The sequence below is a fragment of the Alkalicoccus luteus genome, from assembly GCF_052061695.1.
Classification (GTDB): domain Bacteria; phylum Bacillota; class Bacilli; order Bacillales; family Salisediminibacteriaceae; genus Alkalicoccus; species Alkalicoccus luteus.
Map to the genome: position 1 here is coordinate 1 of NZ_JBPZEY010000004.1, position 25,273 is coordinate 25,273.

At 49.2% G+C, this 25,273-nt stretch carries 23 protein-coding genes, 10 tRNA genes and 1 rRNA gene; 2 read left to right on the forward strand and 32 right to left on the reverse strand.

The features are described from left to right. The 24 genes from ACSZLD_RS06255 to acpS form a co-directional block, all read right to left on the reverse strand. Window positions 1-115 (reverse strand): 16S ribosomal RNA (locus ACSZLD_RS06255); the annotation flags it as partial. Window positions 116-278: 163 nt separating this feature from the next. Further along, window positions 279-355, reverse strand: a tRNA-Ile gene (locus ACSZLD_RS06260). A gap of 24 nt (window positions 356-379) precedes the next feature. Continuing rightward, a tRNA-Gly gene (locus ACSZLD_RS06265) sits at window positions 380-453 on the reverse strand. 40 nt (window positions 454-493) lie between these two features. Continuing rightward, window positions 494-570: transfer RNA gene (locus ACSZLD_RS06270), tRNA-Pro, on the reverse strand. A gap of 21 nt (window positions 571-591) precedes the next feature. Beyond that, window positions 592-677 (reverse strand) — tRNA-Leu (locus tag ACSZLD_RS06275). Between the two features lie 16 nt (window positions 678-693). Further along, window positions 694-778 (reverse strand) — tRNA-Leu (locus tag ACSZLD_RS06280). A 39-nt stretch (window positions 779-817) separates the two neighbouring features. Continuing rightward, window positions 818-893 (reverse strand) — tRNA-Asp (locus ACSZLD_RS06285). Window positions 894-907: 14 nt separating this feature from the next. Then, window positions 908-983, reverse strand: a tRNA-Val gene (locus ACSZLD_RS06290). Between the two features lie 38 nt (window positions 984-1,021). Next, window positions 1,022-1,096, reverse strand: a tRNA-Glu gene (locus ACSZLD_RS06295). Between the two features lie 7 nt (window positions 1,097-1,103). Beyond that, window positions 1,104-1,194: transfer RNA gene (locus tag ACSZLD_RS06300), tRNA-Ser, on the reverse strand. Between the two features lie 4 nt (window positions 1,195-1,198). Further along, window positions 1,199-1,273 (reverse strand) — tRNA-Asn (locus ACSZLD_RS06305). A gap of 145 nt (window positions 1,274-1,418) precedes the next feature. Beyond that, on the reverse strand, window positions 1,419-1,913 hold the full coding sequence (locus ACSZLD_RS06310; protein WP_377909176.1) for a SprT family protein: 495 nt from the start codon (window positions 1,911-1,913) through the stop codon (window positions 1,419-1,421). A 215-nt stretch (window positions 1,914-2,128) separates the two neighbouring features. After that, a complete protein-coding gene (locus ACSZLD_RS06315) occupies window positions 2,129-4,279 on the reverse strand; it encodes a Tex family protein (RefSeq protein WP_377909168.1) in 2,151 nt (716 codons plus the stop codon). 143 nt (window positions 4,280-4,422) lie between these two features. Next, window positions 4,423-5,028, reverse strand: coding sequence for a SpoIIE family protein phosphatase (locus tag ACSZLD_RS06320; RefSeq protein WP_377909169.1), 606 nt, complete (start codon window positions 5,026-5,028; stop codon window positions 4,423-4,425). After that, the gene (sigB, locus tag ACSZLD_RS06325) at window positions 5,029-5,826 is read right to left on the reverse strand and encodes an RNA polymerase sigma factor SigB (protein WP_168008433.1); all 798 of its coding nucleotides are present in this window, start codon (window positions 5,824-5,826) and stop codon (window positions 5,029-5,031) included. Further along, window positions 5,786-6,280: an anti-sigma B factor RsbW gene (gene rsbW, locus ACSZLD_RS06330; protein WP_377909170.1), complete on the reverse strand. Its 495-nt coding sequence runs from the start codon at window positions 6,278-6,280 to the stop codon at window positions 5,786-5,788. The genes sigB and rsbW overlap by 41 nt, the downstream gene beginning before the upstream one ends. A 2-nt stretch (window positions 6,281-6,282) precedes the next feature. Next, the gene (locus ACSZLD_RS06335) at window positions 6,283-6,612 is read right to left on the reverse strand and encodes an STAS domain-containing protein (protein ID WP_377909171.1); all 330 of its coding nucleotides are present in this window, start codon (window positions 6,610-6,612) and stop codon (window positions 6,283-6,285) included. Window positions 6,613-6,670: 58 nt separating this feature from the next. Next, window positions 6,671-7,675 carry a PP2C family protein-serine/threonine phosphatase gene (locus ACSZLD_RS06340; RefSeq protein ID WP_377909177.1) on the reverse strand — a complete coding sequence of 335 codons (1,005 nt, stop codon included), beginning with the start codon at window positions 7,673-7,675 and terminating at the stop codon, window positions 6,671-6,673. A 40-nt stretch (window positions 7,676-7,715) separates the two neighbouring features. Then, entirely contained in the window at window positions 7,716-8,117 is a 402-nt protein-coding gene (locus ACSZLD_RS06345) for an anti-sigma regulatory factor (RefSeq protein WP_377909172.1), read from the reverse strand. Window positions 8,118-8,120: 3 nt separating this feature from the next. Further along, complete coding sequence (locus ACSZLD_RS06350; protein ID WP_168008441.1) at window positions 8,121-8,477, reverse strand: STAS domain-containing protein; 357 nt, start codon at window positions 8,475-8,477, stop codon at window positions 8,121-8,123. A 12-nt stretch (window positions 8,478-8,489) separates the two neighbouring features. Then, a complete protein-coding gene (gene rsbRA / locus ACSZLD_RS06355; protein ID WP_377909173.1) occupies window positions 8,490-9,311 on the reverse strand; it encodes an RsbT co-antagonist protein RsbRA in 822 nt (273 codons plus the stop codon). A 252-nt stretch (window positions 9,312-9,563) separates the two neighbouring features. After that, entirely contained in the window at window positions 9,564-9,914 is a 351-nt protein-coding gene (locus ACSZLD_RS06360; RefSeq protein ID WP_168008445.1) for a type II toxin-antitoxin system PemK/MazF family toxin, read from the reverse strand. Window positions 9,915-9,919: 5 nt separating this feature from the next. Then, on the reverse strand, window positions 9,920-10,198 hold the full coding sequence (locus tag ACSZLD_RS06365; RefSeq protein WP_377909178.1) for an antitoxin: 279 nt from the start codon (window positions 10,196-10,198) through the stop codon (window positions 9,920-9,922). Window positions 10,199-10,336: 138 nt separating this feature from the next. Next, window positions 10,337-10,693 (reverse strand): holo-ACP synthase, encoded by a 357-nt coding sequence (gene acpS, locus ACSZLD_RS06370; RefSeq protein WP_377909174.1) that lies wholly within the window; start codon window positions 10,691-10,693, stop codon window positions 10,337-10,339. 146 nt (window positions 10,694-10,839) lie between these two features. On the opposite strand from acpS, the gene ACSZLD_RS06375 reads away from it, so the two are divergent. After that, on the forward strand, window positions 10,840-11,604 hold the full coding sequence (locus ACSZLD_RS06375) for a rhomboid family intramembrane serine protease (protein ID WP_444684644.1): 765 nt from the start codon (window positions 10,840-10,842) through the stop codon (window positions 11,602-11,604). Window positions 11,605-12,360: 756 nt separating this feature from the next. Here ACSZLD_RS06375 and ACSZLD_RS06380 read toward each other — a convergent pair. The 5 genes from ACSZLD_RS06380 to ACSZLD_RS06400 form a co-directional block, all read right to left on the reverse strand. Then, complete coding sequence (locus ACSZLD_RS06380) at window positions 12,361-14,007, reverse strand: ABC transporter permease (RefSeq protein WP_444684645.1); 1,647 nt, start codon at window positions 14,005-14,007, stop codon at window positions 12,361-12,363. Window positions 14,008-14,165: 158 nt separating this feature from the next. Beyond that, on the reverse strand, window positions 14,166-15,314 hold the full coding sequence (locus ACSZLD_RS06385) for an extracellular solute-binding protein (RefSeq protein WP_444684646.1): 1,149 nt from the start codon (window positions 15,312-15,314) through the stop codon (window positions 14,166-14,168). 186 nt (window positions 15,315-15,500) lie between these two features. Continuing rightward, entirely contained in the window at window positions 15,501-16,559 is a 1,059-nt protein-coding gene (locus ACSZLD_RS06390) for an ABC transporter ATP-binding protein (protein WP_444684647.1), read from the reverse strand. 292 nt (window positions 16,560-16,851) lie between these two features. Beyond that, complete coding sequence (rocF, locus tag ACSZLD_RS06395; RefSeq protein WP_377908864.1) at window positions 16,852-17,721, reverse strand: arginase; 870 nt, start codon at window positions 17,719-17,721, stop codon at window positions 16,852-16,854. A 151-nt stretch (window positions 17,722-17,872) separates the two neighbouring features. Next, complete coding sequence (locus ACSZLD_RS06400) at window positions 17,873-18,778, reverse strand: proline dehydrogenase family protein (protein WP_377908851.1); 906 nt, start codon at window positions 18,776-18,778, stop codon at window positions 17,873-17,875. A gap of 298 nt (window positions 18,779-19,076) precedes the next feature. Between ACSZLD_RS06400 and ACSZLD_RS06405 the strand changes: the two genes are divergently transcribed. Continuing rightward, window positions 19,077-20,456 (forward strand): sigma-54 interaction domain-containing protein, encoded by a 1,380-nt coding sequence (locus ACSZLD_RS06405; protein WP_444684648.1) that lies wholly within the window; start codon window positions 19,077-19,079, stop codon window positions 20,454-20,456. Here the strand turns inward: ACSZLD_RS06405 and ACSZLD_RS06410 are convergent. From ACSZLD_RS06410 to sigX, 3 genes are all read right to left on the reverse strand, one after another. Continuing rightward, a complete protein-coding gene (locus ACSZLD_RS06410; RefSeq protein ID WP_377908849.1) occupies window positions 20,429-22,171 on the reverse strand; it encodes an ABC transporter ATP-binding protein in 1,743 nt (580 codons plus the stop codon). The genes ACSZLD_RS06405 and ACSZLD_RS06410 overlap by 28 nt on opposite strands. A 989-nt stretch (window positions 22,172-23,160) precedes the next feature. Then, on the reverse strand, window positions 23,161-24,693 hold the full coding sequence (locus tag ACSZLD_RS06415) for a hypothetical protein (protein WP_377908848.1): 1,533 nt from the start codon (window positions 24,691-24,693) through the stop codon (window positions 23,161-23,163). Then, the gene (gene sigX / locus ACSZLD_RS06420; RefSeq protein ID WP_377908847.1) at window positions 24,690-25,238 is read right to left on the reverse strand and encodes an RNA polymerase sigma factor SigX; all 549 of its coding nucleotides are present in this window, start codon (window positions 25,236-25,238) and stop codon (window positions 24,690-24,692) included. The genes ACSZLD_RS06415 and sigX overlap by 4 nt, the downstream gene beginning before the upstream one ends. Window positions 25,239-25,273: the final 35 nt, after the last annotated feature.

Genomic DNA, 25,273 nt, shown 5'->3' on the forward strand with positions numbered 1-25,273 from the left:
CCGCTCATTCCACCGGCTTCCCCCCGAAGGGTTCCGCCGGTTTCCTGCGCTCGACTTGCATGTATTAGGCACGCCGCCAGCGTTCGTCCTGAGCCAGGATCAAACTCTCCATGAAAGAGTAGCCTGATCAAAGCTGTCCTCCCGGTTTCCCGGTCGGTCAGAACGGAATCTGGCTAAAGATTCCTGTATTTCAAAAATTGACAGAGAATGATTCATTCTCTTTCCTTCTTCTTGTCTTTTGTTTAGTTTTCAAAGGCCGCTGCAAGTAATCAAGTCAATGGTGGGCCTGAGTGGACTCGAACCACCGACCTCACGCTTATCAGGCGTGCGCTCTAACCAGCTGAGCTACAGGCCCCCGCCATGATTACAGGCATAAAAATGGAGCGGGTGATGGGAATCGAACCCACATCATCAGCTTGGAAGGCTGAGGTTTTACCACTAAACTACACCCGCATGTAGATGAAAGAATATAAAGTTTGTGCAGAGTCAAAGATGGTCGGGAAGACAGGATTTGAACCTGCGACCCCTTGGTCCCAAACCAAGTGCTCTGCCAAGCTGAGCTACTTCCCGTTTCACTCATTAAAATAAAAATGGTGCGGTTGAGAGGAGTCGAACCTCCACGGGTGTTACCCCACTAGGCCCTCAACCTAGCGCGTCTGCCATTCCGCCACAACCGCAAGCTTGTAATAATCATGGTGCGGGTGGAGGGAGTCGAACCCCCACGCCCGAAGACACTAGATCCTAAATCTAGCGCGTCTGCCAGTTCCGCCACACCCGCATGACTAAAAATTGTTGCTTATTTCTATATGAAATTAAATGGCGGTCCCGACGGGAATCGAACCCGCGATCTCCTGCGTGACAGGCAGGCATGTTAACCGCTACACCACGGGACCTTATAAAGTGTCGATGGTGGAGGATGACAGGCTCGAACTGCCGACCCCCTGCTTGTAAGGCAGGTGCTCTCCCAACTGAGCTAATCCTCCAAAAACAGACAAGTTGTCTGATTGAGATAAAGTAAGTATGGTGACCCGTACGGGATTCGAACCCGTGTTACCGCCGTGAAAGGGCGGTGTCTTAACCACTTGACCAACGGGCCTAAATGCTGGCGGAGAAGGAGGGATTTGAACCCTCGCGCCGCTTGCGCGACCTACACCCTTAGCAGGGGCGCCTCTTCAGCCACTTGAGTACTTCTCCTTGATGGCTCCACAGGTAGGATTCGAACCTACGACCCATCGGTTAACAGCCGATTGCTCTACCACTGAGCTACTGTGGAATAGTGTGTCCCTCTCTTTGGGAGACAAGTAATATCTTAACATCAGGGAAAATGTTATGTCAATATATTTTCAAAAGTTTTTCCGTGCCGCTGCGGGGTTTAAAGCGCTTTTAGCGCCTGCCCTTTCGGCGACTTTTATAATGTATCACATCCCTTTTAAGGACGTCAACGATTTCTGCAACTTTTTTTCTTCGATTTTTTTCAACACTCCACGGCATTTGCCGCACACGTATTTTTCGGTATTCATCCTTCGTCTGCGCGGATATTGAAACCGGCACGAGGCACATTCATAAACGTGAATAATCGAAGAGGTTTGTTTCGCTCCGGGAATCGATTTGCAATGCCGCGCTCCCCCCACTTTTTGAAGCAGCGCTTTAAAATCAGCATCACGATGCTGATATCCTCGCCCTTCGAGGTGGAGATGATAATGGCACAGCTCATGCTTAATAATGCTGATCAGTTCATTTTCTCCATAATGCTCCATGTGCTTTGGGTTTATCTCAATAGTATGTGAATGGAGCGCGTACCTTCCTCCGGTCGTGCGAAGCCTCTTATTAAAGACGGCACGGTGTCTGAATGGCTTTCCAAAACAGTCGATTGAAATCTGCTTAATCAGCAGCTGCAGCTCTTCATTCGTCAACGTCATCCTCCTGCTGTGTGCCTTCATAGTTTCTATCATATCATGTAGCAGCCTACTCCTCTACTGACTCTTTTATTCGGTCGCACGAAGCCGTTTCAAATCCGTTTACTGGACGAGAATCCATTACATAGTGACTGTTAGGCAGCCTAACCGACAATCAAGTTCACCCAGTAAAAAAGCTGCCCTAAACAGACAGCTCCTTTCCCTTTTATTCGTTATGAGGGACGTTTCATCGTAAGGGAGATACGCCCCTTTTGTACATCAACTCCATCAATCCAGACTGTTACTACGTCACCTACAGCTACTACGTCCATCGGATGTTTGACGAAACGATCGGCAAGCTTGGAAATATGAACGAGACCATCCTGCTTAACACCGATATCTACAAACGCACCGAAATCAACCACGTTTCGGACGGTCCCCTCCAGCTCCAATCCTTCATATAAATCCTCCATCGACAAAACATCCTGTTTCAGCAACGGCTTCGCTACTTCTTCGCGAGGATCGCGGCCCGGCCTGCGGAAGGCATCCAGAATATCCTCTAATGTAGGCAGACCGATACGAAGCGAGTCTGCTGCTTTCTGATGATTCAGCTGCTTCACCGCTTCCGAAGCCTTGTCTGATCCGATCTCTGAAGCATTTAATGACAGCTGCTTTAACAATGCCCCTGCTTCTTTATAGCTTTCTGGGTGGATCGATGTCGCATCCAACGGCTCCTTTCCATCAGGAATGCGCAGAAATCCGATACTTTGCTCGTACGTTTTCGCTCCGAGCCGGGGTACCTTTTTTAAATCGGTCCGTTTCTGAAATCGCCCCTCCGATTCACGGTGCCGGACAATGTTGCCGGCCACAGCCGGTGATAAGCCGGAAACATACGCAAGCAGCGAAGCAGACGCCGTATTGACATTAACCCCGACTCTGTTTACGACCGTTTCCACTACGAAAGTAAGGCTGTCTGACAGCTTAGATTGGGTCACATCGTGCTGATACTGGCCGACACCGACAGACTTCGGGTCGATTTTCACAAGTTCTGCCAGCGGGTCTTGAAGACGGCGCGCAATCGACACTGCACTCCGTTCTTCTACCTGAAGCTTCGGAAATTCTTCTTTCGCTGTTTTTGAAGCCGAGTACACGCTCGCACCAGCTTCATTGACAATTAAATAATAAATATCCGCTCGCTGCCGTTGAATGACTTCAGCGATAAACTGCTCTGTTTCCCGTGATGCCGTGCCGTTTCCGACAGCAATCATCGTTACACCGTAGCGACTGATCATACGGGTGACTTCAGCTTCTGCTTTTTTCGTCTGATGGTGCGGCGCTGTCGGATAGACAACACCTGTTTCCAGGAGCATCCCGGTCTCGTCCACTACTGCCAGTTTACACCCAGTTCTGTATGCCGGGTCCACTCCTAACACGACGTGTCCTTTCAACGGAGGCTGCAGGAGCAGTTGACGAAGGTTTGTTGAAAAAACTTCAATGGCATGCATTTCTGCTTTATCTGACAGCTCACCGCGGATTTCCCGTTCTACTGCAGGATAGATAAGTCGTTTCAGGCTGTCCTCTATCGCTGCTTGAAGCTGCTCTGCAGCCGGGACAGTGCGTCTTACCATTCGATTAACAGCCCACTTTTCGATCTCCTCTGCCGGTGGGATCACTTTTACTCGCAGGACGCTCTCTTTTTCTCCACGGTTTACAGCCAGGGTCCGGTGAGGCACCATTCGGCTTATTTTCTCCTCATAGTCATAATAAAGGGCGAACACTTCTTTTTCATCCTCCGCCTTCGCCTTTTTTTCAACCTTCAAACTGCCTCTCTTCCATACTTGATGTCTGACGTACCGCCGCACGGAAGGGTCATCCGCTGCAAATTCGGCAATGATATCCCTTGCACCTTGTAGTGCATCCTCTGCTGTCTCGACCGATTCTGATACATACGCCGATGCCTGTTCCAATGGATCGCCGGCCGAACAGCTTTGCAGCCACTGCGCTAACGGCTCCAGACCTTGCTCCTTTGCAGTTGATGCCCGAGTTCGTTTTTTCTGTTTGTACGGTCGATAGAGGTCTTCTACCTCCTGCAGCTTTTTTGCCTGCTGCAGATTATTTGCGAGTTCCTCTGTCCACTTTCCCTGCTCTTCAATTAATCGCTGGACTTCTTCTTTTCGTTTCGCAAGTGAAACAGCGTATTCCCAAATAGAGAGAACGCTGCGAATTTCCTCTTCATCCATTCCGCCCGTCATTTCTTTTCGATACCTGGCGATGAACGGTACCGTATTTCCCTCTTCCGCAAGCTTCAGCACGGTTTCCACTTTCGCAATCGGAAGGTTTGTTTCCGTATGTACGTGCTTTACAATCGTTTGATCCATCATCATTCCCCTTTCCGTTTCTGATTATAACATTTGCAGACTCTTCCTTCAGACAGCCTCGACATTCTCCAGAAAGATTTACGTGCTCGCCGCGGCACTTTAGAACACAAAAAAAGCTATCCTTCTTGACGAAAGACAGCCTCGAACTCCTATACGTACGCTTTCCCAATCATGACGGTTGCATCATCATCTACGTGCTCGAATAAATCAGACAGTCGGTCCATAATCGCTTCTGGCGTATCGTTTGCTGAGAACAGCCGATCGGATAACGGATCCTGAGGGAAGCCATCCGAGTACATCGTAAACACCATGCCCGGACGGTATTCCCAAGACTGTGTGCGAAGCTTTACTTTCCTGCCTGAAAGATAGCCTCGTTTTGGGACCGGCCGAATCATATCTCCGTCTGGATGATAAAAATGACAGGAAATATTACCCATATTAATGTATTCACACCGGCGGTTTTGAACATCAATTCGCAAAATGGAAAGGACAACACCGCGCGTGCCCCACATTCTGTCATTGCACAACTGAATCAGCCGCTCCAACGCTTCATCCGGATTTGACTCGATCACTTCCATTGCAAGCTTGGAGGCATGCATTGCCTCTTCGCCGCTTCCCAGACCGTCTGCCAATGCACAGGTCACTGTTCCGTCCCGGCTTGTACCGAAAAAACTGTCGCCGGAACACCAGTTGTTCCCTTTTGCTGTATGGTAAACGCTTATGTCCGAATCATCCAGATGAAGGTGTTCAATCATTTAAAAAGCCTCCGTTGCTTCTATGCGGATTGACTCTCTCAGTTTTTGCAAAGCCCGGCGCTGAAGTCTGGACACATGCATCTGAGAAATGCCGAGCTTCTCACCGGTTTCCTTTTGACTGAGATTATCGAAATACGTAAGCTGTAAAATTTGCTTTTCCCGGTCCGTTAATACAGCAAACGCTTTTTCAAGCAGGAGCTGCTGATCTGTTTTTTCGTAGCCGCCCTCGTCCTGACCAACCAGATCGAGCAGCGTAACAGCACTCCCTTCGTCGTCTGCTTCAATAGAGCGGTCGACTGATAAAGCCTGGTAGCTTTTGCCCATCTCCATCGTTTCCAGTACTTCTTCCTCCGAAACACCGAGATGGTCTGCTATTTCATGAACACTCGGGGAACGTTGAAGTGTCGTCGTCAAATCTTCAACAGCGCCTTTAATTTTCGGTCCCAGTTCCTTAATTCTTCTAGGTACGTGAACACTCCATGTTTTATCACGGATGAAGCGCTTAATTTCTCCAACAATCGTCGGCACCGCAAAGGATTCGAAGCTGCGGCCAAATGATGGATCAAACCGGCGCAGTGCCGCAAGAAGCCCGATCATCCCTACTTGCGTTAAATCTTCATCGTGCCGCTGTCCCCGGGAAAATTTCCGGGCAAGTGCATGGACGAGGCTCTCAAATTCGAGAACGAGCTCTGTCTGCAGTTCATCATCGTTCGTTTCCTGAAATTCTGCAATCTTATCGAGAATTTTCTGCTTCGCTTCACTGGTGTTTTGTTGGTTCTTCTGAGGTTCTGTCGACATCGCTATCCACCTCATCTCTTTGAAGGAACTTTGTCATGATTATCATGACACCGTCTTCACTGCGGATTTCCACTTCATCCATCAGGGTCTCAATCAGAAACAGCCCCAGCCCTCCTTCCTTAAGGTCCTCAACGGGCTGGTCTTTCGTGATCGGACCGCGGCCGCGGTTTAATTCTTCGATATCAACAGCGCCGCCTTTATCAGCCACCACAAGCTCAAGGCGGTTCTCAAAAATAGCAAAGCTGACATGCATGCTCGCATGCTCGGTCTGCTCAGGGTAAGCGTGATTAACCACGTTGGTACACGCTTCTGCGATTGCAATTTTAATATCTTCGATGTCATCGTAGGAATAGCCAAGTCTGTTCGCTATTCCAGACACAGTTAGACGCACAACGCCGACATATTCTGGCCTCGCCGGTACCTTCATTTCGATAAGTTCAGACTGATGGGCCATGCTTATGCTTCCTCCCTCTTCGCGTGGTCGATATCAATGACCTCATGCAGGCCGGTGATTTCAAACAGACGCTTCACTCGTGCATTCAATCCGGTCAGTGTTAATGACGTACCTGCCTTCTCACTTGCCTTCAGCGCCCCGATGAAGATCCCCAGTCCTGTACTGTCTATATAATCCACTCCGGAAAGGTCAATAATCAGCCGCTTGTCCTCCTGCTCCGCAAGCGGTGTGATCGTTTCCTTCAGCTTCGCAGCCGTGTAAACATCAACCTCTCCTGAAACTTGTGCAACACTTTTGCTTTCGTAGTCGGAAACCTGGATATCTAAGTTCATCTTTTCCCCTCCTGAATATTATGCATTATCTTAATCTCTTTACCCGGAGGGCAGTTCCTTAAAACTTCCTTCTTAAAATCATTAACGTAAAATCATCCCGAAGCTGGAATTCCTGTGCTTTTTCAAGCTCTTCAAACAATTCGTTAACAATTTCTTGAGCACTGAGATGAAGTCTTTCTTTTATCATGCTGACAACCGTATCCCGTTCTATGAACTCGCCGTCGACACGGCTTTCGGTTACACCATCGGATAAAAACACAATAAAGTCGCCCGGATCCAGGCGGAAGCCGCGCTCTTCGTATCGAACTTTTGGAGATACCCCAAGCACGAGACCTTTCGCCTCCAAACTCTCAAACGACTCTTCTGCTGAACGATAGAAAAAGCCCGGCTCATGCCCGGCGCTTGCAAAATGAAACTGATGGCTGTCCGGATAGTAAACACCGTACATCATGGTAATAAACATGTCCTCGTCAATGTTCCGTTCTACTACTCGGTTAAGGCTTTCCAGAACACCGGCCGGTTCGGTCTGCTTGTCCGTCAGCGTGTCCATCGCGTATTTTATCATCGACATCGACATTGCCGCAGGTACCCCTTTGCCGATGACATCAGCGACTGCGACAGCAAAGTTTCCTACAGTGTCCTCATCGTAATGATAATAATCTCCGCTCATCTTCCCTGCGGGCACGCTGATCACACCAAAATCAATTTCATCCGTTTTAATCTGCTTGTCCGGCAGAAGCGTTCGCTGCATCTGAGCAGCAACATTCAGCTCTGATTCCAGCTCCTGCTGTCGATCGCGGAGGCTTTGGTGCTCCCGGTACGCAAGTCCGTATCCAATCATGACCTCCAGAAGAAGGTCAAATGAATCTGTCACTTCTTCCGGCAGGTCTTCAGCCAATTCCTGAAACACGGACAAATGGAGGCTGACCGTTTCTTCCGGAGACATATCCTGCTCCATCATTTGTTTGCTGAACTGTTGAGCGTGATACAGGGCGGTTTCACTTTTATCACGCAGGTAGCTCGTCAGCATATCTTTGTATAATCGATACATCGAAACCTGCATATCCTCCACTCAGCCTGCACCCCCTGCTTATCTGTCTATGTTATCGAAGCCATTTCACTGCCGTAATGACAGTACCTTGATTAAGCTCAGATTCAATAGCAAAATCATCCATCAGACGCTTCACTCCCGGAAGACCTGCTCCAAGTCCACCCGACGTCGTAAACCCGTCTTCCATGACGCGGCGAAGATCCTTGATTCCGGGACCTTGATCGGAGGCAATTATTTTCATGCCCCGTTTACCGCCTTCCGCTACTTCTTCGATTTTTATCTGACCTTGATCTGCGTACAAATAAATATTACGTGCAAGCTCTGAGATGGCTGTGGTTATACGTGCCTGATCAACGGAGCCGAAGCCGATTTCGCGCGCGAGCTTTCGCCCGGCCTGCCTGGCTGCCACGATCCCCCATTCACTGTTAATATCGACATGGGTCTGAACTTGCATGTTTCACCCCTCCAATTCGAGCTGGAGTCTTTCCAGCCCCTGCTCAAGGTCCAATGCAGTCGGAACTTCATCCAGAACAATGCCCATATCGATCAACGTGATAGCAACAGCAGGCTGAATTCCAGTCAGCACCACTTTTGCTCCCATCAAGTTGGACATATCCACCACATCACCAAGTACCTTTGCGATAAATGAATCGATCATATCAACGGACGTTAAATCGATTACAACGCCACGTGACCCTTCTTCATGAATTTTTTCCAGAACATCTTCCTGAAATTGAAGTGCTGTCTGGTCATCCAGCTCCACCTGCACGGAAATAAGCAGGTAATCATGAAGCTTTAATATAGGAATTCGCAAAATGAGGTCCCCCTATCCTTCAAGTTCAACAATCTCGCGCTTTGTCATGCCAAGCGCTGTTTCGATACCTTTTTTAAGCGTGCTTTTAGTTGGGAATTTGCCCAGATCAATTCCCAGATTGACGATCGTCTGGGCGATTTCAGGGCGGATACCGACAAGGATGCACGTCGCTCCGACAAGGCGCACTGCTTCAGATGCCTGGATAATATGATGAGCCACCATCGTATCCACTACAGGCACACCGGTAATATCAATCAGAACCACCTGCGAACGGTGCTCAATTACCCCGTCAAGAAGGTTTTCCATGATCAGCTTCGCCCGCTCGGTGTCAATCGTCCCTACGAGCGGCATGACGCTGATCTTATCAAATACGGGAATAAGGGGAGCTGACAGTTCTTTTAATGCCATCTTCTGCAAAAACACTGTGTTTTCCCACGACCCGGAATACTGGTTAACCAGCTGATCCACGACATCGTCCACCCAGCTTTCAATTTCCTGAAATAGTTCAAGCTGGTCTTTGATTTCCCCATCATGGTCTGCTATTACTTTCACCGCAGACTTTCGGAATTCCTGCAAGCCTCTTGTAATGAAGTTAAGCGGCCAGCCCATTTGAATCAGCCGCTCTACAAATTGGTTTAAATCTCGGCCGCTCACATCGTTTTGCTGGATCGTGATGATCAGCTTCTGTACGAAATCCCGGCTCGTGCTCTCATATACAGCTGAAGAAACGTTCTGGAGAGCCTCATCCTGCCGAAATTGTTCAATTCGGCTGCCCCACTCTTCGGTTATATCCTGTTGGTTGTCTAGTATAGCCTGTCGTACATTTCCTTTCATATCTGCTGCTTCCTCCACTCTTGGCGACAAAGTTATATGTTCATTATTCCACTGATTCTGCGCATTTGCAAACGTTCCAAACAGTCGCTGATCAAAAATTTTCTATAGAATTGTGGCTCTATCGGATTACCGGTTTAGCTCCTTACGAAACGGGAACAGTCTTTAACAGTACAACGTCGGCATCCGGGGACAGTAAAACCGGATGCAACACCTGCACCCGGTTTTACTGAAATAAAATCGTATAAATGATACCTAAAAGTCAATAAGGCCAATGCTGATATTCAATCCCTCATTCACTTTTACCATCATGTCTTCATCCAGCTGCGTGATTTTATCCGTCAGCCGCTGTTTGTCAATCGTTCTGATCTGCTCCAGTAAAATGACGGAATCACGATCAAAACCATACTTGTCAGCGTCAATTTCAACATGCGTCGGAAGTTTTGCTTTCTGGATCTGCGCGGTTATCGCAGCAACGATCACGGTTGGACTGAATCGGTTTCCTATATCGTTCTGGATAATGAGTACCGGTCTTACTCCACCCTGCTCGGATCCGACCACGGGGGATAAATCCGCGAAATATACGTCACCACGTTTTACAATCAACGCCGCTACACCCCGCTAACTAGGCGGTCCAGCGTGCTTTCAGCCTCCTCTTCAGCTAAAAAGGACTCCGTTGCAATATTGAGGTTGATTTTTGCCATTTCCATATACCCTTGCTCCATCGACTCTCGGATGTGCTCTTTCTTCTGCTCCTGCTCCTGTACATACAGTTTCGCTGCGCGCTGAATTACGTCATTACGTTCCAAGCGATCCCCTCCAGTTAAAGCGTCGAGTTCTTGAACTAGCTGCTCAGGCAGACTCACGGTTACGTTTTTCTTCACTTCCATCGTCACCGGGCACCCCCACAAACCATTTTCCATTAAGTTATCCACAACAATCATAACACTTGACAAAAGCCAATGCAAAACCGTTTTAGCGAATTTACACATCTTTTTGTGTAAATTTTCTAACGATTGTATTCGTTTTCACTGGGAGTGGACTGTTTCGATGACAACATGCGCACACGCAAAGGTTCGTGAATGTGAGATCGATACGTGCACAATACCTTGTTCTTCAGCAGCGTTCAGCGTTGGGCGCCCCCCTGCTTCATACCCTGTTTCCATATCCTGAAAGGATAATGAGGAACCAATTCCGGACCCTCTCGCCTTTGCGTATGCTTCTTTGGCAGCGAACCTGCCGGCGAGATATTCGACTTGTCTGCGTCCAGTCAGTTCGTTATACCTTACAAGCTCCTGCTCTGTCAGGACACGCCGTGCCAATCTGACACCTGCTTTTTCGATTCGGTCGAGCTCAATGATGTCGATCCCCGTTCCTGTAATCATCCACTTTCCTCCCGGGCTCTTTTCGGTGAACTGCAGGGCTTTCCTGTGATAAGCTTAGCATATAAAGGCAGCACTGCATTGTATTGTATCGTATGCTGCCCGCCACTGAAAAGGGCGTATTTCTTCTATATTAAAGGCGGGATGCTATGTTTCTGCGCAATGAAAGCTTCGGGGAGTATATTCGTTCCTATCCAATGATCTCGATTTTACTCTCGATTAATGTGTTTTTCTATATTTGGACCGGTCTGTTTACATTTTTGGGCGGGCAGGAAATTTATCTTCTTGGAATTGGCTTTAACCCCGCTATTTGGGCTGGTGAATGGTGGCGGCTTGTGACTCCGATTTTTTTGCACGCTTCGCTGCTGCACGTCGGATTTAACTCGTTCGCACTGTTCTTATTCGGGCCAGCGCTGGAGCGCCTGCTTGGCGGACCGAAATTTCTGTTTATTTATCTCGGCACGGGAATACTTGCCAATATCGTGTACTTGTTTATTGGCAGCCCTGTCACCGCTCACCTTGGTGCGTCCGGTGCAGTATTCGGACTGTTTGGACTGTACGTCTACATGGTACTTCTCCGTAAAGACCTTATCTCTCACATGAATGCCCAGACGATTCTTGTGATCACAGGGATTGGGGTCGTGATGACGTTTGTGAATCCGAATATTAACATTATCGCGCACATCTTCGGCCTTATTTCCGGAGCTCTGCTTGGCCCAATCGTTCTCTCCCGAGTGACAAGCGCTGATTACTTCCGGCAGCGCGAGGTTCACGATCCAGATGAGATCGGATTTGATCCGGACCGCTGGAAAAAGAAAGAAGCGTTTAAGAAAAAGAAATGGCTGTATATCGGCGGCGGTGCCGCAGCCATGATTCTGTTTTTCTACCTTGTTGATACGTTTTTCTTTTCATAACGGCATTGAAAGAGCGCCTAAGCCGGCGCTCTTTTTTTCGTTTATGCGAGGGGGTTGCAGCCTCTAAAAAGACCCAGACCGAAGTCTGGGTCTTACCAGGCTGTTGATAAAGTCAATTTGTTTACATGGTTATTCGATTGATTGTATTTCCCCTCTGTTAAGCGAGCCTGCCTTGGGCTGGCCTTCAGCTATTTCTCAGGGTGATCCCGTATGAAGGGAAGAAAGGCACGGCTTCACTCGGACACAGGCTTCTTACAAGAAGCCTTCAAGACCCAGTCCGGCTCCGCTCGTGCATGGATGCCGTTCGCAGATCTGAGCGGCACGGAATCTTCAGGCTTCGCGGATTCCACGTCCCCGCCGGACACGAAGGGAAAATGGATTTGTTTGTTGGAGAAAAACGTTCCGATCGGTAGATACGACTGTTCCATGGTACATACGTGAAAGCACTGGTAATCCTTATTCGACATCGAAGTGTTGCCTATATAAAGGTTCCACCCATTTGGAACAAGCACGTGCGAATCATCACCAGGCGTTTCAACCGGACTGGCAGCTGCCAAATTGGAGGATCTCGACTCCAGGAGGATCCGAACGAGGCGAAGATCCGGCGGACAGCAGGAGGGAGCGGTTAGCTGAAGCCGTTCCCTCCGGAAAGCGAGTGTCCGTAGATGTAGGCAGGTGCAACGTTATTCACTTAAAATGACTTTATCCACACTTTGAAAAGACCCAGACCGAAGTCTGGGTCTCACGCGTATCTTTTTAATACCGCTTCAGCAGGTAGTGCAGCGGCAGAATCGAAACGAGAACAATGAGGAGCGCGCCCGGCGCGGCTTGCGCATAAAGCGCTTCTGATGCCTCGTAGTAAACACGCACAGCAAGCGTATCAAATCCTGGAGGCCGAAGCATCAGCGTTGCCGGAAGCTCTTTGATTGAACTTACGAACACGAGCGCTCCACCCGCAAGAATCCCCGGAAGAATGGAAGGAAGCGTGACCTTCAACATAACCTTCCAAGCAGGATAGCCGAGGCTTCTGGCAGCTTCGTCCATTCTGGGTGATACAAGCGACAAGGAAGCCTCCCCGGCCTGCATCGCCTGCGGCAGAAAGCGGACGACGAAAGCGATCGCGATCATATAGAACGTATTATACAAAGCCGGAAGATGGTTGTTAAACACAAACACCATACCGAGCGCCACAATTACCCCCGGCAAGGCGTAGCCTGTATAGCTGAGTTTGTCAATTCCGGACGAGATGACGGAGGGGTGTCTAGATTTCAAATAGATCAGCGGCAGAGCCAACACCATGCAAAGGAGGGCCGCCAACCCGGAAACCTGCACACTGTTCAACGCATATTCAAAGAAGCTGGCATCAATGACACCCGCCCCCGCACCGACAACTGTCCAGTGCACGAGCACATAAATCGGCATCAGCACAGCAAGTGAAAAAATAAAGATAACGTACAGAAAAGCGAATGGCTTCCACCGGCCGAGCTTCAAAATTTCTGGCGGACGATACGTGTTTGAAGTTTGATAGAACTTGTTTCGTCTCCGTGAAAATGCTTCCAGCCAAAGGATGATCACCGTAAGTACGATCAGTACCAGGCTAAGCACAGCCGCAGATGGAATATCAAAGCCTGCTCTCTGATAATAAATGGCAGCTGTGAATGTAACGTAGCGCATCATGGCAATGGCACCAAAATCGGAAAGTACATACAGTGAAATCAGAATTGCTCCTGCGCCGATAGCCGGACGCAGGAGAGGCAAATTCACCTTCCAGAACACTTGGGAGGTGGTCATCCCCTGTGAACGCGCGACCTCTTCAAAATTCCGGTTCATTTTTCGCAGAGACGCGCTTGCTATAAGAAACACGTAGGGGTACGTGAACATCGTCATCACGAAAAACACGCCCCAGAATGAATAAACATTCAGCGAATACGTCCCTAATACAGACAAAAAGCTGTCGTTCCAAAAATCGCGCATCCAGCCGCTTGGACCGAATACAATAATGTATGTTACAGCTCCTACATAAGGCGGGATCACGAGTGGAATCGCGAGCAGCCACTGCCAGACTTTTCGGCCCGGCACGTCTGTACGAATCACGATCCAGGCGAGCGACACACCGATTACGACCGCCATCACGGTAACAGCTACGGTCAGAGAAAGCGTGTTCCAAAGGAGGCCCGGTATACGCCCCCCGATGAGACGGGCCCAGCTGTGTGCCCCTGCGGAAAGAGACCGGACAATCACATATACAAGAGGAACGGACATGAGCAGACCCGTGATAGTTCCGATCAACAGCAGCACAAAACCCGGCGGATTCCCATTCCACATATGGCGCCACTGACGCTGCAGTTTCTGCAAGGCAGTCAGCCTACTGTTTACCCCGCTCTCCTCAGTATGATTCGACATACAAACATTCTCCTGACTTCGTTTACCTGACTTTTTCTCCTTCTCTATTCAATCATAATTACGCGTGTTCTGCCACACAAACCGTCTGCTCACCGACAGAAAAAACCGCGCTCCGGAAGTAAAAACCTCCGAAACGCGGTTCAGTTTGACGCTTGAAATCAGCGAAGCTCGAGATCGAGTCCAGCGTCTTCAATGAGCTGACGGGTATCTTCAAAGTAGTCGCCAAGCTCTCGCAGCGGCATATCCTGAACGTGCAGCTCAGAGAATGGGACCGCTTCTTCAAATGGAGGTTCCAGCTCTGGATTGATTGGTACTTCCAATGATTCACCGACAAACGCCAGCTGATTTTCTTCTTCAAGCACCCAATCCATAAACGCTTCTGCATTTTCCTGATTCGGTCCGCCTGCTACCATTCCAGCTCCGGCAGCGTTCACGATAGCGCCCATCTCGTCGTCACCCTGGTCTGCATAGACAAAGCCAACGTTGTTATCTTGTGGCTCTTCCAGCTGCTGATGGTAGTAGTAGTTGTTGACAAGGCCAAACGCGTGAGTTCCTTCTCCAACCGCGCGGCGGATATCGCCGTGCCCTTCAAAAATACCAGCGGCATTTTCCTGAATAGACTCGATCCATTCCTGTGTGTCCTCATCGCCCCACTCGTAGCGAAGGGCAGAAACGTTCCCGATCATGCCGCCGTTTCCGCCGCGCGTGATCGCATAGCCGCCTTCTACATCAGCATAGGAGTCATCCAGCAGATCCTCCATACGCTGTGGCACATCCTCTTCTTCAATCATATCTTTGTTATAAATAAACCCGCGGGCACGTGTCGAAAGGGCAACCCACTCGTTGTTCTCCGCACGAAACTGTTCATCAATCGTGTCGACATTTTCCGGCTCAGACGGTGCCAGCAGATCCTGCTGGTTTAAGTATTCCATCGCTCCAACATCGTTGGATATAAAGATATCTGCCTGTACATTGCCTGCCTCTTCCTGAAGCTGAAGCGGCTCTACTTCGTGAAGCGCAAGCACTTCAACACCGGTTTCTTCTTCAAATTTATCAAGAAGCGCGTCTACGAAGATTTCATTTCGGGAGGAATATACGACCAGTTCGCCGTCCAGCTCTTCAGCAGCTTCCTCATCACCTGCTTCATTTGCTTCGTCGTCAGCAGTCTCGTTATTCTCAGCTGCATGATTGTTAGCAGCTTCGTTGTTTCCTTCGTTCCCGTTATTACCTTCATTCTCTGCGCCGCACGCTGCAAGCAGTCCAGCAGATAACAGAGAAATTGTTAACACCTTGTAATGAACCTTCATAAACACCTTCCACTCCTTCAATGCTTAATTGAAAATGATTATCATTTATTTCAGTTCTCATTCTACCGACAATGAGAATCATTGTCAATGAGTTTTTGTTTAATTGTTGTACATTGTTAAAAAGATTGTCGCCCTTTAACAAAGCCAATAAAAAAACGCCGCAGCTGCGACGTTTTCTCTTCTTATCTACTCAACCAGCGCAACCAGCTCCGGCTTAATATCGAAAGAAACAAGCGTTCCGACTTCTACATCCTGTTCAACCGGCGCATAGATAATCATCGGTGCCGCTGTCAAATCCTGCTCCTGATGCAGCCGGACGTGCAGCTCCTGATATTCACCGCCGTACGTAACTCTGTCAACGCGACCACAGTAGGCGCCTTGTTCAGACAGCATACATCCCTCTGGACGGATGGAAAGCGTTACTTTTTCCAGCTGCTCCTGCGACTCTTCCGGAAGTGAGACGCGGCCGATATGGGTATGAATGCTTTTCAGATCCTGATCCATTCTGCCGGTCAGCAAATTCGTTTTTCCTACGAACTGGGCGACGAAACAGTTTTTCGGACAGCGGTACATTTCCTTCGGCGCTGCAATCTGCTGAATCACGCCTTCGTTCATGACAACGACACGGTCAGAAACGGCAAATGCGTCCTTCTGATCATGCGTCACTATAATCGCTGTCGTATTCGCTCTGCGCAGAATATTCGTAACATCAAACCGCATCTTTTCCCGAAGTCCGGCATCCAGATTACTGAACGGCTCGTCCATCAGAACAACGTGCGGTTTTGGCGCCAGTGCCCTGGCGAGAGCCACGCGCTGCTGCTGACCGCCTGAAAGCTGCGATGGGAATCGATCTGCGTACTCTTCCAGTCCAACAAGATCCAGTACTTCCTTCACACGCTTTTTCTTCTCACGGCTCTTCCACTTATTGAGTCCAAACATGACATTTTTAGCAATCGTCATATGAGGGAAAAGCGCATAATCCTGAAATACCATGCCAATTCCGCGCTTTTCCGGCGGGAGTGAATTAGATTCTGACACAATCGAGGCGCCATCGATTCGAATCGTTCCGGATGTCGGATTCTCGAACCCAGCGATCATACGCAATGTAGTCGTCTTACCACATCCGCTCGGCCCAAGCAGAGATACAATCTCGCCTTCTTTAATTTTCAGGCTGAGACCATCTACTGCCGGACGCCCGGTAGTTGAAAATGATTTCGTGATGTTATCAAGCTGAATTAAGCTCATGCCATTTCCCCCTGTACGCTCTCAGTTGCAGAATTTCCGAAGCACGCCGACGACCTGTCTATCTTGCTTATTTAGAATCATTATAATCTAACTGAGAATGATTTTCATTTCTACTGAAGTATAGCACACCTCAAATTTCCCGGTCAACCTGCAGCGGCAGTTGTCTCAAACTGTTCACAACTTTCTGACGGTGTCTGCTTCATTCTCATTCCCGGTTTATTCTTGTCTGCAAAATGGGAGGCTGCACGTCAGCGCAGCCTCCCGGATCAGTCCAGTTGTATTCTGTATAGGTTTAGAGAAGCTTTTCTCCAAAGAGAGAGCCAATCAACGCGACTGCAGCTTCTGCTGTCTGATTTTTCACATCCAGAATCGGGTTAACTTCAACAAACTCAGCAGATGTAATGATGTTTTTTTCTGCAAGAATTTCCATTGCAAGATGCGTCTCCCGGTATGTAGGTCCACCGATCACCGGCGTGCCGACACCTGGTGCATCGTTTGGATCAAGCGCATCAAGGTCCAGGCTCAGATGCACACCGTCTGTATTCTTCGTAACTATGTCTGTCGCTTCTTCCATGACCTTTGACATGCCGAGACGGTCAATTTCGTGCATCGTATACACATGGATGCCACGTTCCTTGATCAGCACCCTCTCGCCTTCATCGAGAGAACGGGCACCGATAATGACGATATTTTCCGGCTTTACCTTCGGGCTGAATCCCCCGATTGAGGTCAGGTTCTCGTGACCGAGCCCGATGCTCGCGGCAAGCGGCATACCGTGAATATTGCCGGAGGGCGAGGTTTCGCCGGTGTTCAGATCGCCGTGGGCATCGTACCAGATAACTCCGAGGTTCTCTTTATCCTTCGCTGTGCCGGCAAGTGAGCCGATGGCAATGCTGTGATCGCCTCCTAAAATCAGGGGAAATGCCCCTTCAGAAACGATATCCATCACTTCATCTGCGAGCATTTGATTCGCTTTTACGACAACGTCCAAGTCCTTCAAGTTCTGATCGTTTTTAACGTCAAGACGGGAAGGACGGCCGATTTGAATATCTCCCCGGTCTTCCACTTCATATCCAAGTGATTCAAGGCGTTCCACCACGCCTGCATAACGGATAACACTCGGTCCCATATCCACGCCGCGGCGCATTTGTCCTAAGTCCATCGGTACTCCAACAATTGTAATTTTTTGCTTCAATTCAATTCACTCCATTTGATGATGTATTTTATGCTGCAAGGCAGCGGTTATGTGTCGTGCAGCTCTGGAAGGCGGCAGAGGAGAGGAGCCGCTTCGGGAAGCGGCTCCTCTTATTCGTTTATTTGGAGAGCAGGCCGCGCACGGCAAACGTGATGTTTTGCGGGCGTTCAGCAAGACGGCGCATGAAATATCCGTACCAGTCGTTGCCGAACGGCACGTACACGCGCATTTTGTATCCTTCAGCAGCAATCTGCTCCTGCATCTCAGTCCGGAAGCCGTAGAGCATCTGGAATTCAAATCGATCCCGGCTGATATTGTTCTCTTCCGCAAACTGCTTTACTTCTGCAATGATATTATGGTCATGCGTAGCGACTGCTGCATAGCTTCCATTCAGCATATGGCGCTTAATAATGTTCATGTAATTGGCATATACGTCTTCTGCTTTTTGATACGCCACTTCAGGCGGCTCATTATACGCCCCTTTAATCAGTCGAAGGTTCATCCCCTTCAAATCGTCAATGTCTTTTTCAGAACGGAATAAGTAGGCCTGTATAGCAGTCCCGACATTATCATAGTCGCGGCGGAGCTCCTGAAGCACCTCCAGCGTCGGATCCAGGTGTGAATAGTCTTCCATGTCAATCCGCACAAAATTTTGATGCTGTTTCGCCGTGTCCAAAATGGTCCGCATGTTTGATAAGCAAAGTTCTTTATCAATATCAAGTCCCAGCTGCGTCAGCTTCAAAGAAAGATTACAGTCGACCCCTGCTTCTGCCATTGCGTTCAGTGTCCGCACGCAGTAATCAGCAGCATCCATTGCTTCGTCTTTGTTGTAGACAAATTCGCCAAGATGATCCACTGTGACGGACAATCCTTTTTCATTTAGTTTTCGGGCTGTTTCCATTGCCTCATCAATCGTTTCTCCAGCTATAACGGATTTCGCTCCGAATTTAGGTCCCCATTTTTCTGCCCGGTTTTTCACAAAATCATTCTGGGCCAGAAAAAGAAAAATATTACGTGTAATCATCAGGAAGGTCATCCCCTTTCTTCTCGTTGGTACGGCAGGACATGCGCTGCTGGACAAATGCCAGTACATTTCTTTTCCCGCTGCTTCGGCTTTTCAACCATTGACCGCCGCACTGTTTCGGTAATGCAAGAACAATGCCAATAATAAAACACTTGACCTGTAAGCCTTTTCAACGAAACCACGCTTCATTTATTTTGCGGTGCCATCATAATTTGCACCTCTACGAAAATTATTTTTGCATTCAAGCGCTGTTGCCTTATAAGATGAGGAGGAAGCGTTCACTAATGGAGGAATGACGATGCTGCCTGAAATGCCGGCTGTTTACAAACAACTGATCGACAAGCTTGATGCAGGAATACACATTGTAGACCGTAATGGCCAATCGCTGATCTACAATGAAAAAATGTCCCAAATTGAAGGAATGGACAAAGACGAAGTGCTCCGCAAAAATATAATGGATATCTTTCTCTTTGCATCCGAGGAAGACAGCCGACTGCTCCAAGCTTTAAAGCACGGCCGCTCTTTCCGCAGCGAGAGACAAACCTACTTCACTTTTAAAGGAAAGGAAATTACGACGGTTAACGATATTTTTCCAATTGAGGTTGACGGTGTGCGGGCTGGTGCAGTTGAAATTGCAGAGGATATCACAAAGCTGGAGAGAATGACCCGCCGGAAACGGCAGGATAATCTGCGTTTTACATTTGAGCGGATTGTTGGAGAAAGTATTCAATTAAAGGAAACGGTACAGCGGGCCAGACAGGCGTCGCGCACTGCTTCGGCAGTGCTGCTGTATGGAGAAACAGGCACCGGGAAAGAGCTTTTCGCCCAAAGCATCCACTCGGAAAGTCCTCGGGCAGCCGGTCCATTTATCGCTCAAAACTGCGCTGCCCTGCCGGAATCACTGATAGAAGGCATTTTGTTCGGATCGGTGAAAGGCGCGTTTACAGGTGCATCCGGACAAACGGGCTTGTTCGAGCAGGCAGCAGGCGGTACACTGCTCCTGGATGAGGTCAATTCCTTATCGAAACCGATGCAGGCAAAGCTTCTGCGTGTCATTCAGGAAAAAACCGTGCGCAGGCTTGGCGGTACGAAAGATGTCCCAGTCGACGTGCGGATTATTGCTGTTTTAAATGAAGACCCCCTTACTGCCATGCAGCAGGGCCGGCTCCGGCCTGATTTGTATTACCGGCTGAGCGTTGTTTCCTTAGCGGTTCCGCCGCTCCGGGAACGGCCACGGGACATTCCGCTTTTAAGCAATTTCTTTATATCGCTGTTTAACGAGCGGTTTCAGCTGAACGTCGCCGGCCTTTCAAAGGAAACAGAAGCTCTTTTCAACGACTATGAGTGGCCGGGCAATGTACGTGAGCTCGAGCATGTCATCGAAGGTGCCATGAATATTATTCATCATGCAGGCAGCATCGAGCCACATCACCTGCCTGGCCACATGAAGCTGCGAATGCTGAAGGAAGATATCCGCGCTTCAGAGCCGGCTGCTTTCGAACAAAAGCCGCTGAAGGAGCACCTCGAAGACAGCGAGCGCACCTATTTAAAAGAAACACTCCGCCGCACGAATGGAAATGTCACCCGCGCTGCAAATATACTTGGCATGAGCAGACAAAGTCTGCAATACCGGCTGAAAAAGCTGCAGATTTATCGTTCTGATACAGCGGACAGCTGATGGTCCGCAAGCTTTCGGTACAGAGAGTGGCTGTCGTACAGCGTCCGGTGGCTCCCTCTCCCTGTTACCCGCCCGTTTTCCATCACAATGATTTGATCCGCTCCTGCGATTGTTGAGAAACGATGTGCAATGATGATCGTCGTTCTGCCATTCATCAGAATATCAAGCGCTTCCTGCACTTGCTTTTCCGACTGGCTGTCCAGGCTCGCAGTGGCTTCGTCCAGCAGCAGTACTTCCGGATCGCGCAGCAGGGCTCGGGCAATCGCAATTCGCTGCTTTTGTCCCCCTGACAAACGGATTCCCCTCTCTCCTACTTCTGTATCGAGCTTATTGGGAAGCTCCTGTACGAAAGACGAGGCATTCGCTGCTTCAAGCACATCCCAAAAACGATACTCCGGCGGTTCTTCTGATAGACCATACATTAGGTTTTGACGCACAGTTCCAGCCAGCAGCGGACTTTCCTGCGATACGTAACCGATCTTGCGTCTCCATAACCGGAGCGGGTACGAAGCAACCGGGTCGGTTCCGTAGCGAATCGAACCCGCGCCGGGCTCGTAAAACCGTTCAATTAAGGAAAACAGCGTCGTCTTTCCAGCCCCGCTCGGTCCTACCACTGCTGTCACACTGCCTGCCGGAACCTCAAAAGAAACATCGGTTAATACCTGATCCTGTTCGTAGGAAAAGGATACTTGCTCCATCGTCAGCGGCTGCAGGACAGTCGGAGGCTGGCGCTCAGCTGACTCCGGCTCTTCAGTCTCATCCAAAAGACCGCGGATCCGCTCTGTCGCTCCAGCTGCTTTTTGCAGCTCGGCAAAAAATGATGAGAACTGGCTGACAGGCACAATGATCATAAATAAGTATAAAATAAACGCGACCAATTCACCGGCCGTAAGCGCTCCAGCTGCCACTCTCACTCCTCCGAAGCCGATGATAAACACTAGCATCAACATCATAGCGAGCGTCATGAGCGGATGCAGAACTGCCAGCACTTTTGCTTCCTTTAACCCGTAGCGAAACAGCTCTTTCGTGCGCGATTCCCCACGCTGTCTTTCGTGTTTTTCAGCTGTATACATCTTTACAAGCCTTATTTCAGAAAGGACGGTGCTGAGCACAGCCGTATAAGAGGCCATCTCCTGCTGAAGTGATTTGGAAATCCGGTACATTTTCCTGCCGAGCGGAATAATAATAAACAGCATCACCGGCACAGCTGTCAGCATAACCAGCGTCATCTGCCAGTCCAGCCAAAGCAGAATCATGACGGCTCCTGTCATGGAGAGCACCCCTGTGACCGCTGATACAAGGTGTCTCGTAATCAGACCTTTCACAATCCCGGTATCATTAATCAAACGGCTGACCGTCTCCCCGCTCTGTACGTGATCAAAATAAGATACGGGCAGACGGAGAATATGCCGCCAGATACGGCTTCGCAGCTCCCGCACAATGTGTTCACCTGTATAGGTGAGCAGGTACATCGATACTCCGGTCCCCACAGCCTGAAGCAGAAATAAACTCAAAAACAGCACAATTGTCCCCGTTTCCAGTCCGCCTGCGGTCACTGAATCGACAATTTGCTGCGTAAACAGTGGGATGAGAAGACCGACCGCGGTTTCAAATAAGCTCAGGATCAGCGCAGCAGCCAAAATCCATACCGGCGGCTTTGTCATTCGTATTAAGTCATAAAATTCGCGCCACGTAAATCGCTTTTGCTCCGGCATTTGTGCCACTCCCTGTCTGCTTCCATTCTGCCTCTATTATAACGTTCCCGTTCTGATCTGTCCGAATTCACATCCAGCTGATCCGGCCCTGCAATCGCCGGAACAGCCGATGCATATCGCAGTAATAGATTCAATGCCGTTTGGAACGTTGCTCGGGTGAAGCCTCATAGCCGTTCGAACTTGAACGGCATGACAAGCGCGAGCGGAGCCGGACTAGCTCTTGAAGGCTTCTCGTGAGAAGCCTGTGTCCGAGTGAAGCCGCGCCCTCCTCTCGTGCCATTCTCCCTGCAGAAAGGGGTCACACTGAAAAGGAGCTGAAGGCAGGCCCATAGCTGGCTGGATAAGGGAAGAAAGAATGCATAGAAATGACTAAACGGTTAAATCCGAATGACGTTGTCAACCACCTGAAAAAGCCGCCCGATTTGGGCGGCTTTCCCAGGCTGTTGATAAAGTCAATTTGTTTACATGTTTATTCGATTGATTGACTTTCCCCTCTGTTTACCGGCGGAAGCTTGCCGTGGGCTTGCCTTCAGCTATTTCTCAGGGCAACCCCTGAGAAAGGATCTTCAGGCTGCGCTAATTCCACAGGCGTCCCCGCCGGACACAAAGGGAAAATGGATTTGTTTGATGGAGAAAAACGTCTCAATCGCTGAACGCTGCGGCTTTTTTGGGTGGATACGTTGACGTTCATCCCGATTCGACATCGAAGCGCTGCCTAACGAAAGGTTCCCTTTATATGGAACAAGCTCGTGTGAATCATCATCAGGGTTTTAACCGGACAGCCAGCTGCTAAATCGGAGGAAACTCGACTCCGAGAGGATCAGAACGAGGCGAAGATCCAGCGCTTCTGACGAAAGGAAGAAGCGGTTAGCTGAGGCCGTTCCCTCCGGAAAGCGAGGGTCCGCAGATGCAGGCAGGTGCAACGTTATTCACTTAAAATGACTTTATCAACACTCTGAAAAAGCCGCCCGATTTGGGCGGCTTACCAGCTAAGCGTTGTCGTTATTCTCGTTCTCGTCTTCCTCTTCGTTTTCATTCTCATTTTCTTCATTGCCGGTGGTCGTTTCTTCATCATCTTCTTCATTGCTGTTGGTGTTGATGTTCTCACTACCATTTTCTTCAGTGTTTGCCGGATCGTCAGACTCTTCTTCATTTCCTGTTTCATCGTTTTCGGAAAGTTCATTGTCCGAATCATTCGCCTGCTGTTCTTCGCTGCTTGCCTCCGGCAGCTGCAGCGGAATCACTGTCACTTCTTCTTCTTCATTATTCACCAACTGCATCGTGTCGAGTGTAAAATATTTCGCAGTCAATTCAACAGCCTGCTGAAACAGCTCGAATTCTTCTTCCGATGCGCCGTCGTCACTAAAAAATACAAACGCCGTTTCATCTTCATAACGAATGTCGCTGATCTCCACTTCCTCTGGCACAACCGATGAAAAGCTCTCATCTTCTGAGTTCGCCATCTCCTCGACTGTTTCATCAAACGTCAACGGTTCTCCTGCTCCATTGGTCATCGGAGCTCCTGCCTGCCGGGCACTGACGAGATTGCCGTCAACCTGGTAAAATCCACGATTCATCAGGGAGAGACCTACATTTGTCTCACCAACTGGACCAAATTCCAGCGGGTCTTCTCCTTCGAAGAAGTATACCTGGTTAATTTGATGAATAGACAGGACTTCCTGCAGCACTTCAAGCGCGTAGTCTGTCTGGGCGCTTGACAGGCTGGAGAAATCGGTTCCCTCCTCAAAATAAAGACTGACCGCCCCCTCTTCCGGCTGATGAAGTTCAATGGACTCCAGCATGCTGAAAACACCATCTTCTTCTGTCGGATCGCTGGCTGCCAACGCTTCTGTCACAGCCTCTGCTTTTGTGAGACCTGAACCGCTCTCAGGGGTAAGCGTGACCAGTGAGCCATCCTCTTCTTCCAACGCTGCTGTTACATAGGTTGTGCTTTCTTCTTCATACGTGTAATCGATCTGTGCTTCCTGCATGCCGTTCCCGTTATTTTCCTCATTATTTAAAATATTGCCGCTTAGATCTGCCTCTCCCGGAGACGTGTTCACCGGTTCATTGTCCGCAGCTTCCTCTTCCTCGTTCACCTGTATGTCAGCGCTCTCTTCCTCTGCTCCATCGTTCGGGGAGCTTGTATTGGAAGAGTCGTTGCCTGCATCATTGGTGCTCTCGTCATCTGCAGCCTGTTCTTCTGAGTTGGTTTGCAAATCCGATTCACTCATGGTCGACATGTTGTTCTGTTCAGCGGAGTTCATATCGTCTCCGCTCATGAACATGCCGCTGTTCATGAATGAAGGGATCATGAGAACTACGAGAAGAACGGCGGCTGCCGAAGCCATGGCCGGAAAAAACCACTGCCGCTTCCGCTGCTCCATCCTGGACGGCATTCTTCCGCCGCGCTGCTTTTCTACCGCCTGGAACAGCTCGTCCTTGGAGCGTCGGTCTTCAATCTTCGGAAGCTTTGTCAGTGTTTTTTCAATATCATCCTCTGACCATTTCCTTCTGCTCACTGCATTTCCTCCTTTCCATCCTGTACATCTTCATGTGCCTTCAAATGCTTCTGCAGTGCTTTGATCGCGCGGTGCTGCGTCGTTTTCACCTTGCTTTCCGACCATCCAAGAATTTCTGCACTCTCGGCGATCGACAGGGATTGCACGTAGCGGAGAACGATCACCTGCTGTTGATCCTTTGTACATTTTTCAAGCATCTGATACACCTGCTGAATCTCTTCCTGCTGCTCAACAATTTGATCAGGGAGCGGCTGCTTGTCCTCGATTTCAAACTCCCGTTCGCTCCATTCGTATTCCTTGCCTTCGAATTTGCGCTTTTTTCGGGATTGTCTGCGTATCCAGTCAATCGCAACATGCTTTGCGATGGAGTAGAGCCATGTTTTCTCACTGCTTTTGCCCTCAAACGTTTCAAAGGAATGCAGTACTTTAATATAAACTTCCTGAACCAGTTCTTCGGCCGTTTCCCGGCTTCGGACCAAGTAAAATAAATACTGGAATAATTGCTGGTGGTAGGTCGTGTAAAGCCGTTCAAACTCCTCCCTCACAATATTCCCTCCCTGTGTCATCTAGTTAGTCGCTT